This window comes from Fructilactobacillus sp. X2R1C1, assembly GCF_059901435.1.
In genome coordinates, this window is sequence record NZ_JBWXUV010000001.1 from 461509 (window position 1) to 478688 (window position 17180).

The window sequence follows — 17180 nt, forward strand, 5'->3', positions numbered from 1 at the left end:
TGAAGTCTGGCGTCTCCGCGTTTGAGTGGAGGAATGTGGTATAATTGCTTTTATTATTGAGTGTGAGCTTAAATTCTTAATGATTGGAAGAACAATGTATGTTAAAAAAACTAAAAACTAAACCTTATTTATTTGGTTTAACGTTTGTAGTAATGAGTATTATCATAATTCTACTTTTGTCATTTGCTTCACCGTTCTATTATTTTGATACCTCACCCGACAGTAATAATTTTTTCACTGTCGGTAAAGCAATGTTTCACGGAATCATTCCATATAAGGATGTTTTTGAGCAAAAAGGGCCATTTGTTTATTTGCTTTACGGACTAGCCTCACTGATCACAAAACGATCGCTTGTTGGGATGGTACCGTTTGAGATTATTGCGATGATTATTATTATGACCATGGCTTACAAGATTGCTAGATTATACTTGTCACAAAATTGGTCATTTGTAATTTCATTGTTCATGCCAGTTTTTTCCGTGCTTCAGCCATTTTATGACTATGGTGGTTCGGTTGAATTCTTCGTGTTCCCGGCCGTTTTATATTTGATTTATGTTGCTTTAAAGGCTTGTCAAAATGATTTTGATATCAAATGGTGGGAATGGATGATTCAGGGATTCATGGTCGGAGTGGTCTTCTTTTCGAAGTACACTTTACTTGGTCCATGGATTGGATTTTATGTCTTTATGTTTGTCTTCTACGTTTACCATCGTCGCTTTAAAGAAATGTGGCGATTGATTTTCTTTAGTGGACTCAGCTTCTTAATCGCACTTATTCCATGGTTGATTTATTTCTTAGTAACAGGGAGTTTTAAGTCCTTTATCCACGTTTACTTTACCATTAACATGACCGTTTACGGTTCATCGGGAATTGTACCAACTAAGATTCTGATGGCAACTGGATTCTTTATGAAGTTTCTGACGCAGTATCCGATCACAGTGGTCTTTGGTCTCTTGGGCTTAATCTATGTTTTATTTGACCATGAAATCTTTAAAGATGGAATTTCAAAGTCGCTTTTCTTGTTCATGATGATTGTAAATGCGATTGTAGCCGTTTACGGTCACACCTTTGGTAAAATCTATCAGTACTATCAATTAGCTTATTTCCCATTTATCATGGTGACAACTATCTTTGTACTGGTGTTTTTTATCAGACACTTTGAATCTAACAGAAAGCTCGCTCTCCCTTGGACGTTTGTTTTCGTAACGCTATGTATGGCCTTAACCTTTGTCCTTGGATCAAACAATAACTTTATTTACTCGAAGTTGCATCCCCAAAACTTATACGTTACTCTTAATCCTAAGAAAGGTGAGTACCAACAGCCTGCTCAAGTTTCGTTTGGAAAGATTATTAGAGACGAAAGTAAGGGAACGCCGACCCTTTTAACTTACAGTCGTTTAGAAAATGGTTTTTACACCAGTTCTGGTGCATATCCAACTCATTACTTCTTCGAACGTAATAATATTCCTAGCCGCGCTTATCCTAAAATGATGAGATCAGCTAACAAGGTGGTTCGAAAGAAACAAGTTCAATGGTTGGTAATTAGGGTTGATAATACAAGCAACAAGAGTAATGCTGAGTTGTACAAGTACATGAGCAGTGGTTCTAGAAAGGGTGGACGTGATGCGCTAATTAGAAATTACAAATTGCGTAGTAGTCATGCCCAAATGTTTGAGGAAAGACGTGCTACTTACTACTTGTTTGAAGCTAGGTCCAAGCATAACCCCAATGCAAAGAAAATGATAAAAGAACATAAGTTTTATTAAATTAGTGGAGTTTGTCAAATTGGCAAACTCTGCTTTTTTTGAGGGATAACGGAGGTTATATGGAATATTTAGCAACAATTGGATTGATTTTACTTTCAACGTTGATTTTAGGAGTTTTAAGTCAAAGGATTGGGATGCCGGCGGTGGTAGGAGAGATTTTAGCCGGCTTATTAATTGGACCCGCGGTTTTGCACCTAGTCAGTTTAAATCACCTGGTTTCGGTTGGATCCGAAATTGGGGTCATCTTTTTGATGTTTATTGCGGGATTAGAATGTGATTTCGATTTGGTCAAGAAGTACTTAAAGCCGGCCGTTAGCGTTGCTATCTGTGGGGTCATTTTACCGGTGGTCGCTTTTACCCTTTATGGTCAACTACTAGGCCAAGGAATTGAAAGAGCGCTCTTTTGGGGAGTGATCTTTTCGGCTACTTCAGTATCCATTAGTGTCGAAGTGCTTCAGGAGTTTGGCAAGTTGAAATCGGTCGCGGGAGCAACCATTTTAGGGGCCGCGGTAGTTGACGATGTGATTTCAATTATTTTGTTGAGTGTTTTTTCCAGTGTGTTTGGGACGGAATCAGGATCTAAAAATTTGTTTGTCCTGTTTACGTTTCAAATCTTGTTTTTTGGATTGATTTTTGTTGTCATTAAATGGATTGCACCTTGGCTCATGCGGTTAGCCGACCTTCTTCCTGCCAATTCAGCCGTGTCGATTATGGGGATTAGCATTTGTTTGATTATGGCATATCTGGCAGAATCGGCCAATCTGAGCACGGTGTTAGGGGCTTTCTTTGCTGGAATTGCAATTGGACGTACGCCGCTTCATGATCAGGTGATTCAAAGTGCTAATCGAATTGGTTATTCCTTCTTTATTCCAATCTTTTTTGCCGCAATTGGGATGGAGATGAGTTTTAAGGGGCTCTCTAGCACGTGGTTGATTGTTGTAGTAATGACGATCTTAGCGGTTCTTACCAAATGGATTGGGTGTGGAATTGGAGCGAAATTAACTGGATTGACCCTAAAAGATGCCAACATAGTGGGTGCCGGAATGGTATCAAGAGGTGAAATGGCTCTCATTGTCGCTCAGATTGGACTAGCTAGTCATCTGCTTGCTTCTGAACTGTACTCCGAAATTATTATGGTAATTGTACTTTCGACGATTCTTTCACCAATTATGCTTAAGTTCAGTATTAAATCAGTGTAGTTTTTGATTTTTTGGTACAATGAAAGAAACAAATAAATGGGGCATTTTTATGATTAATGAAATTGACGGTGGAACGATTGTTTTTCAACTTAAGGAAAATCAACCACTATATTTACTTTTAAAAAGTGCAACTAGTGATTTTTGGGGATATCCCAAGGGGCACGTCGAGGGAAACGAGACATTACAACAGGCCGCTAAACGTGAATTAAGAGAAGAAACGGGAATTCATGGTGAGATTGATGATGGTTTTGATGTAAAGGTCGAGTATGACATGAAGAATGGCCACCACAAAGTAGTAACTTTCTTTGTGACGGAGGTTCCGGTTGGCACTTCGGTTACCAGACAGAAGGAAGAAATTAGTGAGGATCGTTGGTGCACTTACGAAGAAGCTTTGAAGTTAGTCACATACGATAACTTACTTCCACCACTTAAAAAGGCCAATGAATACATTGAGGACCACTATGTCAAATAAACGATTTGTAATTGTGATTACTGGAGCCGCTGGCACCGGTAAGACCACCATCTCGGATTATTTAATGAAAAAGTATGGAATTCCTAAGGTGATTACCCATACGACCAGAGCACCACGGGATCAAGAGCAAGATGGAGTGGATTATTATTTTGAATCACCGACAAGTTTTAAAAAACTTCATCTTTTAGAATCAGTAAGATATTCGGGGCACTGTTATGGATCATCATACGAAGGGTTAGATCGCGCTTTTTTAAAGTCTCCCATTGTTTCAATTGTGTTAGACACGAAGGGTGCAATTACGTACAAGGATCGATTAGGAGTAGAAGCGGTTGTCATTTTTTTGAAAGTTAAAGATCCGGCTGAGCTTAAAAAGCGCATGATTGATCGCGGGGATACTCTGGCTCAGATTCAAGTTCGAATGGAAAGTAAAGAAGACGCGCGTGATTTAAAGCTTCCAGCTGCTTTAAAAAATCGATCCATTGTGATTGATAATGAGAAATGGAGTCAAACTAAGAATCAGATTGATCAAATTGTACTAAATCTAAAAAGCCAACTTTAAAGAATTCTTTTATCGACTGGAATAAATTCTTTACTTTTAAGTGCAATAATTAAGCTTCACAAAAGAGAATATACGTTGAGAGGATGATTAAATGCCAAATCGAGTGCCACCATTTCTTACTCCATTTGCCATTATTTCAATTTGTTTAGCGTTAGGAGCCACTAATATTGTTGTCAATAAAGCAACCAATACCCACGAGGGTGCTAAAGTCACTACCCATCAAAGCCAGAAACGTTCTATTTTTGACTTTAAGAAGAATGATGATAATAATAAGGGTACTAAGAACCAGAACTCGAATTCTAATGACGATAATAGTAAAAATGAATCCAATAGTTCTGGGGCTAAACAAGATAATATGAATAATAACAATAACGATGGTAATAGTAAGTCACCAAATAATGAACAAGGGAAAACAACTTCTGGTGGACAGGAGCAAAATAATTCGACCAGCACGAATGGAAATAATTCGGAGACTGGTAATAACAATCAAAAGACAACTGATAATAACGGTGGAAATGCCGAAAAATCAAGTCAGAATACCGGAAATAACGGCAATTCTAATAATGGTACGGGGACTACTTCTAACAATACTCAGAATAATACCCAAGCCAATACGACTAATCCTGGGGGTGAACATTAATGTTTAGTTTTCTAGATATTATTAATCATTATCTTGGATATATAACGATTGAAACAAACACTAAAAGCCGAATTTACGTAATTTTAGGGATTCTAGGCGACTTTTACCTTTTGTACGTTGCCTACCGTTTTGTTGTAAATGGCTTTATGATTAGGGGGGTTCTGGTCTTCTTAGTTGTCTTGATTTTAGCGTACTTCTTGTACCTAAACATCATGTATTACTTTACTAAAAAACGGGCGAAGTTTGATGTTACCCCGGTCATTAATAAGGTCTTGCACATTCAGCCCAAGGAAACTGATCAGCAAACCGAGGCTCGTAGTGGAAGTCGTCGTTATCGTAATATTCCCGCCAACGGTTTATTTGATGAAAGAAAAACGATGCCAGCTAAATTGGAATCGACAATTAGTGAGCGCCATAACGTTCATCAGTTAGCCGATACCATGATTACCAAAAAAGTTGCAAGTGATGACTACAATGGATTAGGCGATCGGGCGCTTCTTTCCGAAATTAAAGCTAATCCTAAGCATCGCGTCTACGCTTTGGGTGATGGAGTGTTAATCCCTTACTTTGATTTAAGAGAAGAAAACGGAAAGTATGAAGTCTATGCCGGAATGAATCAGGTTAATTGTGAACCCGTTGGCCACATTGTTAAGGCTGGTTTTGAAGATATTCAAAAAATCGATAAGAATAAAGTCAAGTTGTATCTAGCTGAAGCTTTTTTGGTTGGAGGAAAATACAAGACTTCTGGTCGAGCCGGCTTAATTGATGGAGCTGACGACTATGCGGTTCAGATTAAAATTGCATATCAGAAAAAATAAGAGATCTCATTTGAGATCTCTTATTTTTTAACCTTATTTCTTTTGAGAATAACTTCAAAGTAATAGATTGGAATCCCGAGTGCAACGATTCCCAGTGAGCAAACGACCCCAATGAAGTCTGATCCAATTTCTGAACAGATTACGAAAAGGGATGCCAAAATAGCTACGATTGGTGTGAATGGATATAGTGGAACTGAGAAGACTCGCTTTCGGTCGGGGTGACGTTTTCTAAGGATGAAAACCCCGAAGAACGCCATCACGTAAAAACAATAGACGGTAAAGATACATAGTTCTGAGAGCCGGTCGGCATCAAAGAAACAGATCATGATAATTACAATGATCAGAACAGCAGCAATTGATACCACTGGCGTTCTGGTCTTTGGATTGAGGTAAGCTAACTGCTTAGAGAACGGAAGTTGATTTTCTTTCGCCATGGCATACATGATACGAGGAAAGGTCATGATTTTTCCGTTCATGCAACCGATGATTGAGATGATGATACCGATACTTAAAATCTTCCCACCAATCATTCCAAAATCTTTGTTAGCCATGTATGGAATGGCATTTGTTCCAAGATCATGAATTTTATCGGGACCAATACTTTTTAAAACACCGTATGAAACTAGCATATAAATGGCAATGACGATTAAAATTCCGAAAGCAATAGCGCGTGGTAGCATCTTTTTAGGGTTTTTGATTTCTCCACCAAGGTTAGCAACTAGGATCCACCCATCAAAGGCAAATAGAGTGGCTAACATGGCAACTCCAAATCCACCAACTGAGGAGTGGACGTCACTAACACTTTGAGTAAAAGCATCGGCGTGACCAAAGAAAAGTCCGAAGATAATAAGCGCTGCGACTGGGACGAGCTTACAAATTGTGGTAATAATTGAAAAAGCAGCTCCAAATCGATTGGGAAAGGTATTTAATAGACCAACCGCAACAACTGCAATGATAGCTATCGGAATGTTCCATTCTGGTGAAATATGGAAAAAGTCACCTAATAAGATGGCGAGATAAGCTCCAAGTGAAGCGATCATCGCGGGACCATAAACAATAATCTGCATCCATCCAGATAAAAAGCCCCAAAACTTGTTATAAATGACTTCCATGTATGCATATAGTCCACCGGTTTCTGGAATTTGCGAGGCAATCTCGGCAATTGAAAGGCCCGCGGCTAAAGTCAGAAGTCCACCGGCTAGCCAAGCCAGCATGGCACCAGTTGCTGATCCTGCATCGTTTAGAACGGCAGCTTGTCTAACAAATATTCCAACTCCGATGATGGTTCCAACTACAAGTGAGAGTGCGGACCAAATTCCTAAAGAACGGTTTAACTTTACATTGGACTCTTCTTTTGGTTTCTTCATATAAAATTCCTCCCTTTGAGAATAAAAAAAGTCCCTGACAACTAAATGTCAGGGACGCAAATTTGCGCGGTTCCACCCAAAATTCTCTGAAATTTTCAGAGCGCTTTTTGTTGCGTATTAATGTGTTTTAAGAGGTGGTTAAATAAAGATTAGTCAGCCAACTTCCAGAATAACGTCGGCTTCTCTTGGGCGGTTTCTTTAAATATTGTTCTCTTAAATTAGTATAGGACCATTTAACCGCGATCCATATTAAATGTCAATGTAATTTTATTAATTAACTTCGTATTTTTGGTATTTTTTGGCCGATGTTTCGGGAAGTTCAACTTTCAACCTCGTTCCCTGATCGGTGTAATCAGTCTGATAGACCGTTTCGTTTTCATTTAGGTCCGAAACTACTTGGCCACTATTGAAAGGGATGAGGTACGTCTTTTTGACGTAATCTTTAAACAAGTTTTGAGAAATTATGTCAATTAATAAATTAATTGAATCAGGGTCAAGAGCTGACATGATGATGTTATTGCCTTCACGAACAGGATAATTTTCTCCACTCTTATCAGCCTTATTAAAGACCTTAATCATGTTAATGTCGGGGACCCCGATTTCTCTTAGAGTTTTTTCAGTAGTTTGCATCATTAGTTCTTGATTTGGGTCTGAGTAGTCAACTACCTGTACCAAGAGATCAGCGTTGCTTGCCTCTTTTAAAGTTGATTTAAAGGCTTGAATTAGTTGATGCGGAAGTTGACTGACAAAACCAACCGTGTCGGTTGCAAGAAAACGTTTATGGTTTGGTAGCTCAATCTTTCGCACGCTGGTGTCCAAGGTGGCAAATAGCATGTTTTTAACGGTAACTTCTTTCTCCTCGTTTTCACCAAATCGTTTTACCAGCTGATTCATAATCGTGGATTTGCCCGCGTTGGTGTAACCAACAAGAGCAATGGTTTTCAAATCGTTTTGTTTGCGCTTTTTACTTTGAGTGTTGTATGATTTGTCAATTTCCTTTAATTCGTGACGAACGTGCGTGATTTGATGTTGAATGGTTCGACGATTCAATTCAATTTGGGTTTCACCAGCACCACGGTTAGCTAGTCCGCCACCAGCAGACTGTTGGTCTAATCGTTGACTAGCACTAGTATGGAGCCTCGGGAGTTGATAGTTTAGTTTGGCCAATTGGACCTGTAACTTGGCTTCACGAGAACGAGCTCGATTGGCGAAGATCTCCAAAATTAGCCCAGTTCGGTCAATGATTTTAGCATTGGTTAATTTTTCAAGGTTTCGAATTTGACTAGGACTGAGTTCATCGTTTGCCACAATGATATCTGTCCCAGACGTTTTGACGAGTTGTTCTAGAAATTCAACCTTACCTTTGCCGAAGTAGGTTGCTGGATCAGGGTGATCCAATTTTTGGGTCACAGTTTCAACGCTATGCATGTTGTTCGCGGTGACTAAGTTGTTAAGTTCCTCCATTGAGTACTGAAAATTAGCATCATTTAAATCTAAACCAATTGTAATTACATCAGTAAAGTTGTCGATCATTTATACTCCTTTAGACTGGATCTGAAATGTTGTTATAGTATTTGATAATATAATCGCCATCTTTATAATCAACTTTAGTGACGCTGCCATTCTGAATGGGTTCACTAATATCGATGTCACTAAAACGACTAACGATACTTCGAATGAGAGTTCCATGAGCAGTAATGAGAATATCGTCACCATCTTCAGCGTTGTTAACGATTTCGTCCAGCCCAGTTTGAACTCGTTTCCAAAACTGTGAATCATTTTCAGCATCCCCGTATGGATCGGCGTCAGCAATCATGTCGCGGGTCTTTTCCATCGTATAAGTGGCGATCATTTGACTGTATGAATCAGCGCCAGATGGCCCCCCAATGATGTGCCAAACTTGTCCCATGTCATTTCCCTCAAAATATCCAAAATTCTCTTCTCTGAGGTTTTCCATTTCGATCGGTTCAACTAGTCCTGATGGATTTTCCTTTAGGATTAGTTCGGCGGTGTCACGGGCCCTTTTGGTATCACTACTATATGCCTTGTTGAAATCAACCTTATTAAGGTGTTTTCCAGCATCAATTGCATCGGTGATTCCCTTATCGGTTAAAGCTGAGTCTGCCCATCCCTGTAAACGATGGTAACGATTCAAATATGTTTGGCCGTGTCTGACAAAATATAAATTGATTGAAGTCATTTTTATTTCCCCCTGATTCACTAGTTGCTTAATTCTAGCATATTTTAACGTCCAAGATAAACGGGACGGATGGAATTGGTATAATTTAGTAATCATTTGAAATAATCATTATATTGTTTTGCGTAAATCATCATGAACCAGATAAAAAATCCACTGACATCATCTTAGTCAGTGGATTAATTAATTTAATTTTGTGATGCTTCTGGGTTAAAATCACTTCTGATTTGAATTCCAGTTCCCTTTTGGGCTGAGAAAATAATTTGATCACCTAATCTTAGGATCGTCTCACCGGTCGGGTGAAGTAGTTTATGGTCGCGAAAGATTTCGTTAATAGTAATGTCACTACTAAAGGGAAGGTCTTTGACTGCTATGTTAGCCAAACTCGGATTAGTTAGTTTAACTTCATGGAGAACTGATTCGTTAGATTCAATCATCTTAAATGTTGACGGGACCTCAATCAACTCTCTTAGCATGGCAATATTAACGGCAAGGTTGTTATATATCTCGACCCCTAGAGAAAGGAGTTCATCTTGATGCTTATCAAGGACATCACGATTCTCAAAACGAGCGATAACCCGTTTGACACCGTACTTTTTAGCCGACTTGGCCAATTCGTAACTTTTCTCTGAATCAAAGTAGGCCATGACGACGATATCGCAGTCAAAATAGCCGTTGTCAATTAAAAATCTTGGGTCAAGCTTAGAAACAAGATGAACGTTAGCCTGACTGTTATAGGAGCGGTAGTGCTCCTGATTATCAGTGTATACGTTAACGTCGTACCACCCAGTTGAAAGTTGTTGAGCGACTGGGATGGTAGTTAAGTTAACCCCAAAGAAATTAACCTTAATCTTAGGATAGGTTTCTGGTTCGACTTTAAAGGCCTTGTTAAAGACCAGTGGTCCAATGATACAGGTAATAATCGCTGCAAGCAAAAATGCCCCCGATTGTTGAGATGTGATCACTTTCATCCCCTTAGCAACTTGGAGGATTGCCAGAACCATGGTGATGGTTGCACTCGGAAGGGCCATTCCAGCCAGTGAGTTTTGCTTATTGAAACGTAACCTAAAGATGGGATAAAGTCCCAACTTCGCGATGATGTAACTAGCAAAGAAAACGGGGATTAGAACCAAAGTCGCTGGGTTTGACAGCAACTCTTTGACATTCAAACCAACACCACTCATGATAAAGAAGACTGGAATGAAGAGCCCATATCCGATTGAATCCAATCGATCTTTCGTGGTTTCGGATGGTTGTAGTAATTTATAGACCATTCCACCGATGAATGCCCCTAAGATGTCCTCTGATCCAACAAAGACGGCAATCGTTGATAGTAAAACAATGATGAAGAAAGCTAGCCGAATGTCAATCTGAGTGGTTGATTTATTGATTTGGTCTGAAACCTTGAAGAAACGTTTAAACCACCACAATAAAAAGCCCGCTACCACAAATAGAATCAGGATGAGCCATAGTGACTTACTGTCGGATCCAAATACCGAGGCGTAGATCGTCAGGGCAAAGATCGGTAAAACTTCACCAAGGGCAGCAATTAACAGAATGGTTTGGCCAAAGGCGCTTCCAGTGACGTCTTTTTCCTTTAAGGCTGCGATGACCACGCCAAGTGAAATGGTAGCAAACAAGATTGAAGCTAACCAGAAGTCACTGAATAGTCCAGTTAGTTTACAGAAGTATCCTAGGATTAATGCTAGAATGATAACCGTTGCATACCCCATAAAGGCTAGTTGAACGGATGAAAATCGTGGAGCAGTCTTGCTTGATTTTTTTTCTAGTTCACTGGGATTTTTGTTTTTGGGTTTAAATAAGGAAAAATCGATTTCCATTCCACTCAAAAACAGCAGAACGATCACACCAATCTTGGAAAGAATGGATAAAATGTTTGAGTCGGAAACGATGTTGAATAAACTGGGTCCTAATATGATTCCAACTAAAATTTCAACGACTGCGGTTGGCAGCATTGAAATGTGGAATCGTGCCATCACTAATGGAGTTATTAGGGCCGCAAGTAGAACAATTACTAATGAGATTGAGTCCATATTACGATCACCTTGGTTTATATATTTTGTTCAGTTGAGTTAATATGTTAGAATATTTAATCAAGTTTAGCAAGCAGGAGGGATTATCCGTTGGAAAATTCAATTAAAGATGAAGAACAGAAACACCTTGATTTTGTTGAAAGCAAAATTGAAATGGCAGAAGTCGATGCTGCTAAAAAAATTAAAAAAGCGAAGGGTGACCAATCGGAAATCCAAAAGAACTTTTTTAACGATGTTCGTTTAAAGACAAGTACATATAGTGGACAGATGGAGACGGGTGTCTCGGTTAGACAGCAACAGCAATTACTTTCGGAACGTGAGAATCGCTGGAAGAACGCCGCAAGGGATCTTGATACGCTAAAACGGCTGGATCAAAATCCCTACTTTGCTCGAATTGATTTTCACGAAGAAGGCGAGAAACACACTGAAACCATTTACATTGGCCTAGCGTCATTTACCGATAATCCTGACGATTATCTGGTGTACGACTGGCGGGCACCTATTTCCAGTATTTACTATGATAGTGGAATTGGTGAAATGACGTATGATTCACCGGCTGGTCCCCAAAAGGTTGACGTCAAGTTAAAGCGACAGATTGAGATCAAGAACGGTAAGATTGAAACCATCTTTGATACAGACGAAGCCCTTGGAGACAACTTACTTCTAGAAAATCTCAGTCATCAGTCTGATACCAAAATGAAGAGCATCGTTACCACGATTCAAAAAGAGCAGAACCAGATCATTCGTGATACTGATTCTGATTTGCTTTTTGTTCAAGGAGCGGCCGGGTCAGGAAAAACGGCTGCTGTTTTGCAACGAATTGCATACTTACTTTATCGTTATCGTGGTAATTTGAATTCTGGACAGGTAATCTTATTTTCCCCCAACCAACTTTTTAATGACTACATCAATGAGGTCTTACCCGAGTTAGGGGAACAAAATATGGTTCAGATGACGTACTACCAATACACCAACCGACGAGTTCCCCACTTGGAGGTTGAAACCATTGGTGAACGTTTTGTCGAAACTCATGAAAAACACCAACAAAAGGTGGTTGACTTCAAAAACAGCTTGGATTTCTTTGATCTAGTTGGAAAGTACGCTCACCATTTAAATAAGGAAAACTTTCAGTTTAAAGACATTAAATTTGAAGATAATGTCTTTATTTCAAAGGAAGATATTAGTGAAATCTACTATCGTTTTAACGAGAACTATAACTTACGGAATCGTTTGGAAGCTACTAAGGAAGAACTGAATAAGATTTTAAATCGTCACATTGGGAGTGAGATGAAAAAGAAGTGGGTCGAAGAAACCATTGAAGGACTTGACCAGCAACAACTTCAGGCCATTTACGCTAAATATGGCGAAAGTATGGATAATCCCGATAAGGAATATAACTTTTTGGCTAAAAAGATTGTCCAAAACGCTTTTAGAAACGTTAGAAAGGCCATTACTCGCGGTCGATTTGTTAGTATCAATCGTCAGTTCGTTAATCTAATCAGAAACGTTCCTAGAATTACCGACTTGAGCAAGTATGGAATTGATGAACAGGAATGGAATGACGGGGTTGAAAAATCAATTGAGAGATTAAAGAATGGCAAAATTAGTGATGCTGATATTTCAATTTATCTTTATTTGTATGATTTAATATCTGGGAAACGTCCTGATATTCATATGCGTTATTTATTTGTCGATGAAGTTCAAGACTATACCCCATTTCAGTTGGCTTACCTCAAGTTTAATTTTCCAAGGGCTAAGTTTACTTTGCTGGGAGACCTCAACCAAGCAATCTTCACGCATGAGAGTAGTAACAGCCTTTTGCGGGAAATGAAGACGATGTTTGATCCTGAGAAGACCAAGGTAATCGAACTTAATAAGTCTTATCGTTCAACTGAACAAATCACTGATTTTACCAAGCATTTGATCCCAGATGGCAGTAAGATCCAGTCGTTTGCTAGAAGTGGTGAACTTCCTAAAGTTAACGTTGTCAAAGATTTTAATAAGGGAATAAACGTTTTAAAGAATACGATTCAGGTAAATGATCAGGCGAGTGATACCACGGCCGTCATTGCTAAATCGTTAGACGAGTGTCGACGAGTTCATGATGAGCTAAAAAAAGATGGGATTAAATCCACGTTGATTCAAACCGAAAATCAGCGGTTGGTCAAGGGTGTTATTGTTGTTCCGGCCTATCTAGCTAAGGGACTTGAGTTTGACGCCGTTGTAATGTGGAATGGTTCTAAAGAAGAATATCCAACGGAGCGTGATGACCAGTTAGTGTACACAATTTGTAGTCGTGCTATGCACCGCCTGGACGTGATTTCAGTTGGGGAGTTATCACCAACGTTTAAGGACGTCCCAAAAGATGAGTATGATTTAGTAACCAAGTAGGTGAGTTTTGTTGAAGGATTTCTATGAATTTAGTAAAAATGAATGGAAACAGTTTTATCCAAATGAATCTGCTCCAATTACACAGGCTAATTTGGAAAGATTAAAGGCCTTTAATGATCAGATCTCACTTGACGATGTTTCTGATATTTACATGCCATTGGTACGCTTATTAGAACTGGCTTCTAAGCATTACCAAGATTGGGAGCTTACTGAAAGTGATTTTCTAAAACGTAAAACGCCTAAAATTCCATTTATCATCGGAATTTCGGGAAGTGTAGCTGTGGGGAAATCAACCGCAGCGCGTTTGCTTCAATACCTTTTTACCGATTTATTGCCAGAAATGAAAACGCAACTAATCACGACTGATGGTTTTTTGTATCCAACGAAAGTCTTAAAAGAAAAGGGCATTCTTGATCGTAAAGGGTTTCCTGAAAGCTATGACATGGAATCATTGATTCAGTTTTTGGTTAAGATTAAAGCCGGCGTGAAAGAAGTAAAAGCACCAGTTTACTCTCATCAAACGTATGACATTATTCCTCATCGTTATGATGTCATCACTAATCCCGACATTTTAATCATTGAAGGAATTAACACGCTTCAAATTCCTGATCATCAAAAACTCTATATTGGTGATTTTACTGATTTTTCGATCTATATCGATGCTAATCCAGATCTGATTGAGACTTGGTACCTTAATCGTTTTAAGAAGTTAATGAAAACGGCTTTTCAGGATCCAACTAATTATTACTATAAGTACGCAAAAGAGGAGCCAGAACAGGCGGTTAAAATGGCGGGAAACGTTTGGAAAACCGTCAATTTACCGAACTTAAAGGAGTACATTTTACCAACACGTGAAAGAGCCAACCTTATTATTCATAAAGGTGTAGGGCACATCGTTGATAAAGTTTATCTTAGGAAATATTAAAATAAAAATCGCTCGATCGTTATAATTCAATGATTGAGCGATTTTTTATTGATAAATAGATTAAATGGTTGCAAAATTTACAAATGTAGATTATGATTAATATTGAATTTACAGATGTAAACCATGAATTGGAGGTGAATTATTTGGATCAAACCAAAAAAATTGAAGAAATTACGCCCGCTGAATGGCAAATTATGCGGTTGATTTGGACGATGGGAGATAGTTCATCACGAAAAATAATTGATACGATTGCGAAAAAACGTGATTGGAAAGAGTCAACGATTAAAACGTTACTTAGTCGATTGGTTAAGAAGGGATTGTTGACTCGGTTTAAAAAAGGACGCTATTTCGTTTATTCGCCCACTGTTAACGAACAGAATGCGATGAATCTAAGTGCTGAAGAACTTTTTGAACAAATGTGCGACATGCGTAAAGGCCAGACCATTATGGATTTGATTAACCAAAGTAAGATTAGTAAGAGTGATATTCACAAGTTGGGTGAAGTTTTGAGACAAAAGCTAAAAACCGCCCCCGATAAAGTGGATTGTAACTGTTTACCAGGCGATATGGGCATGGATTGTCAATAGAAAGGAGCTTTTTAATGAAGGATATGGACAATGGAAAACATGATTCAATGGGGAAAATGAATATGAATCATGATAACCATAATATGAAAAATATGAACCCCAAAGACAGTGATAATAGTCAAATGAACATGAAGGGTAATTCTAAAATGAAAATGGACCATGGTTCGATGAAAATGGACCATGGATCTATGAACATGGGAAACGGTTCAATGGATATGGGTGGCGGCCACATGATGAACATGGGAAACTTCAAACGGCGCTTTTGGATTTCATTGATTATTACGATTCCCATCTTATTACTTTCTCCGTTTATGGGGATGAAGTTGCCGTTTCAGATTACTTTTCCGGGGTCTGATTGGATTGTAATGATTCTTTCAACCATTCTGTTCTTTTATGGTGGTCAACCATTCTTTAGTGGAGCCAAAAATGAGTTGAAAAGTCATGCTCCAGCAATGATGACGTTGATTACACTAGGTATTTCAGCTTCGTACTTTTATAGTTTGTATGCTTTTATTATGAATACCTTCATTAATCCAAACGGTCATGTGATGAATTTTTTCTGGGAACTAGCAAGCTTGATTGTCATTATGCTACTAGGTCACTGGATTGAAATGGATGCGGTCATGAATGCTGGCGATGCTCTTAAAAAGATGGCTGCACTACTTCCAAGCACAGCCCATTTGGTTGAATCTAACGGAGAAACTAAGGATATTCAACTAGACCAGTTAAAAGCTGGCGACATTGTTTTGGTTCAACCGGGTGAAAAAGTTCCAGCTGACGGCGTGGTTGATTCTGGAACTAGTGCTGTAAACGAAGCCTTAGTAACTGGTGAATCGAAGGCAGTGACTAAGAAAAGGGGAAGTAAAGTAATTGGTGGATCCGTCAACGGTGATGGTAGTATGCAAGTCAAAGTTACCGCCACTGCTAAAGATGGATACCTAGCTCAAGTTATTAAAATGGTGCAAGCTGCTCAAAAGGAAAAATCAAAAGCGGAGACGTTAGCTGACAAGGTTTCGCGCTGGTTGTTCTATGGCGCCCTGATCATTGGAATTTTAGCATTGGTCGTTTGGACGATTTTAAGCGGATTAAGTTATGGACTGCAACGAATGATTACGGTCCTGGTTATCGCATGTCCCCATGCTTTAGGTTTAGCCATCCCACTAGTCGTAGCTAGAAGTACCTCAATTGCCGCTCAGAATGGACTGTTAATCAGAAATCGTCAGTCAATTGAAGAGGTTAAACGTTTGGATTACGTCTTTATGGATAAGACTGGGACTCTGACTGAAGGAGTCTTTCAAGTCAATGATGTAATTTCTGATTCCGATATGAGTAACGAAGAACTTTTGACTAAATTTGCTGATCTTGAAGCTAATTCTAGTCATCCTCTAGCAGCTGGAATTCTAGCCAAGGCTAAAAAGGAGCAAGTTTCCGTCGTCCCAGCCAAGAACGTCCAAGCCATTCAGGGAGTTGGACTAACGGGACAAATTGACGGAAAAGAGTATAAGATTGTGACGGCTAAGTATCTAACTGATAATCACATGGACTACGATCATAAACAATTTGATAATCTTGCTAGTCAAGGTAATTCGATTAGTTACTTGGTAAGTGATGATAAGGTACTTGGGGTGATTGCCCAAGGAGATGTTCTTCGTCCTAAGTCAATCGACTTAATTAAGGCACTTAGAAGAATGAACATTACCCCCGTAATGCTCACTGGTGATAATGACTTGGCTGCTAAGCGAGTTGCTCATCAATTGGGTGATATTGATTATCGGTCCGAACTACTTCCACAAAATAAGGAAGAAATCATCAAAGAGTATCAGAATAAGGGTAATGATGTCATGATGGTTGGTGACGGTATCAACGATGCTCCGAGTTTATCACGTGCTAACATTGGAGTGGCCATCGGTGCTGGAACTGACATTGCCATCGAATCAGCTGACGTTGTACTGGTTAGAAGTGATCCAGAAGATATCATTGACTTCTTAGACCTTGCCAGAGCAACTAACCGGAAAATGGTTGAGAACCTCTGGTGGGGAGCTGGCTACAATATCATTGCAATGCCACTTGCTGCTGGGATCTTAGCTCCAATTGGAATTATCCTTTCGCCAGCCGTTGGGGCCTTGATTATGTCAGCTTCAACCATCATTGTGGCTGTGAATGCTTTCACCCTTCATATGGGAAAGATTAAAGAATAAACAATTA

At 39.1% G+C, this 17180-nt stretch carries 14 protein-coding genes; 10 read left to right on the forward strand and 4 right to left on the reverse strand.

All coding sequences use genetic code 11. The features are described 5' to 3' along the window. Positions 1-98: 98 nt before the first annotated feature. The 6 genes from AC6UDG_RS02215 to AC6UDG_RS02240 all read left to right on the forward strand — a co-directional run bounded on the left by AC6UDG_RS02215 (position 99) and on the right by AC6UDG_RS02240 (position 5454). A complete protein-coding gene (locus AC6UDG_RS02215) occupies positions 99-1766 on the forward strand; it encodes a glycosyltransferase family 39 protein (RefSeq protein ID WP_500706295.1) in 1668 nt (555 codons plus the stop codon). 59 nt (positions 1767-1825) lie between these two features. After that, complete coding sequence (locus AC6UDG_RS02220) at positions 1826-2965, forward strand: cation:proton antiporter (protein WP_500706296.1); 1140 nt, start codon at positions 1826-1828, stop codon at positions 2963-2965. Between the two features lie 49 nt (positions 2966-3014). Next, positions 3015-3437 carry a bis(5'-nucleosyl)-tetraphosphatase gene (locus AC6UDG_RS02225; protein WP_500693499.1) on the forward strand — a complete coding sequence of 141 codons (423 nt, stop codon included), beginning with the start codon at positions 3015-3017 and terminating at the stop codon, positions 3435-3437. Beyond that, positions 3427-3996 carry a guanylate kinase gene (locus AC6UDG_RS02230; RefSeq protein WP_500699238.1) on the forward strand — a complete coding sequence of 190 codons (570 nt, stop codon included), beginning with the start codon at positions 3427-3429 and terminating at the stop codon, positions 3994-3996. Before AC6UDG_RS02225 ends, AC6UDG_RS02230 begins: the two co-directional genes overlap by 11 nt. Before the next feature lie 91 nt (positions 3997-4087). Beyond that, positions 4088-4636 (forward strand): hypothetical protein, encoded by a 549-nt coding sequence (locus AC6UDG_RS02235; protein ID WP_500696509.1) that lies wholly within the window; start codon positions 4088-4090, stop codon positions 4634-4636. Next, positions 4636-5454 (forward strand): DUF6681 family protein, encoded by an 819-nt coding sequence (locus tag AC6UDG_RS02240; protein ID WP_500696510.1) that lies wholly within the window; start codon positions 4636-4638, stop codon positions 5452-5454. Before AC6UDG_RS02235 ends, AC6UDG_RS02240 begins: the two co-directional genes overlap by 1 nt. Positions 5455-5474: 20 nt before the next feature. Here AC6UDG_RS02240 and AC6UDG_RS02245 read toward each other — a convergent pair whose 3' ends face one another. The 4 genes from AC6UDG_RS02245 to AC6UDG_RS02260 form a co-directional block, all read right to left on the reverse strand. Continuing rightward, the gene (locus tag AC6UDG_RS02245; RefSeq protein ID WP_500706297.1) at positions 5475-6821 is read right to left on the reverse strand and encodes an APC family permease; all 1347 of its coding nucleotides are present in this window, start codon (positions 6819-6821) and stop codon (positions 5475-5477) included. 270 nt (positions 6822-7091) lie between these two features. Further along, on the reverse strand, positions 7092-8354 hold the full coding sequence (gene hflX, locus AC6UDG_RS02250) for a GTPase HflX (RefSeq protein WP_500706298.1): 1263 nt from the start codon (positions 8352-8354) through the stop codon (positions 7092-7094). Between the two features lie 10 nt (positions 8355-8364). Next, positions 8365-9021 (reverse strand): histidine phosphatase family protein, encoded by a 657-nt coding sequence (locus AC6UDG_RS02255; RefSeq protein ID WP_500693505.1) that lies wholly within the window; start codon positions 9019-9021, stop codon positions 8365-8367. 185 nt (positions 9022-9206) lie between these two features. After that, on the reverse strand, positions 9207-11072 hold the full coding sequence (locus AC6UDG_RS02260; RefSeq protein WP_500693506.1) for a cation:proton antiporter domain-containing protein: 1866 nt from the start codon (positions 11070-11072) through the stop codon (positions 9207-9209). Positions 11073-11162: 90 nt separating this feature from the next. Between AC6UDG_RS02260 and helD the strand changes: the two genes are divergently transcribed. From helD to AC6UDG_RS02280, 4 genes are all read left to right on the forward strand, one after another. After that, complete coding sequence (gene helD, locus AC6UDG_RS02265) at positions 11163-13463, forward strand: RNA polymerase recycling motor HelD (protein WP_500706299.1); 2301 nt, start codon at positions 11163-11165, stop codon at positions 13461-13463. A 10-nt stretch (positions 13464-13473) separates the two neighbouring features. Next, positions 13474-14388 (forward strand): type I pantothenate kinase, encoded by a 915-nt coding sequence (gene coaA / locus AC6UDG_RS02270; protein WP_500693508.1) that lies wholly within the window; start codon positions 13474-13476, stop codon positions 14386-14388. Between the two features lie 134 nt (positions 14389-14522). Then, a complete protein-coding gene (locus AC6UDG_RS02275; RefSeq protein WP_500706348.1) occupies positions 14523-14975 on the forward strand; it encodes a CopY/TcrY family copper transport repressor in 453 nt (150 codons plus the stop codon). Positions 14976-14989: 14 nt separating this feature from the next. Beyond that, on the forward strand, positions 14990-17173 hold the full coding sequence (locus AC6UDG_RS02280) for a heavy metal translocating P-type ATPase (RefSeq protein ID WP_500706300.1): 2184 nt from the start codon (positions 14990-14992) through the stop codon (positions 17171-17173). Positions 17174-17180 lie beyond the last annotated feature (7 nt).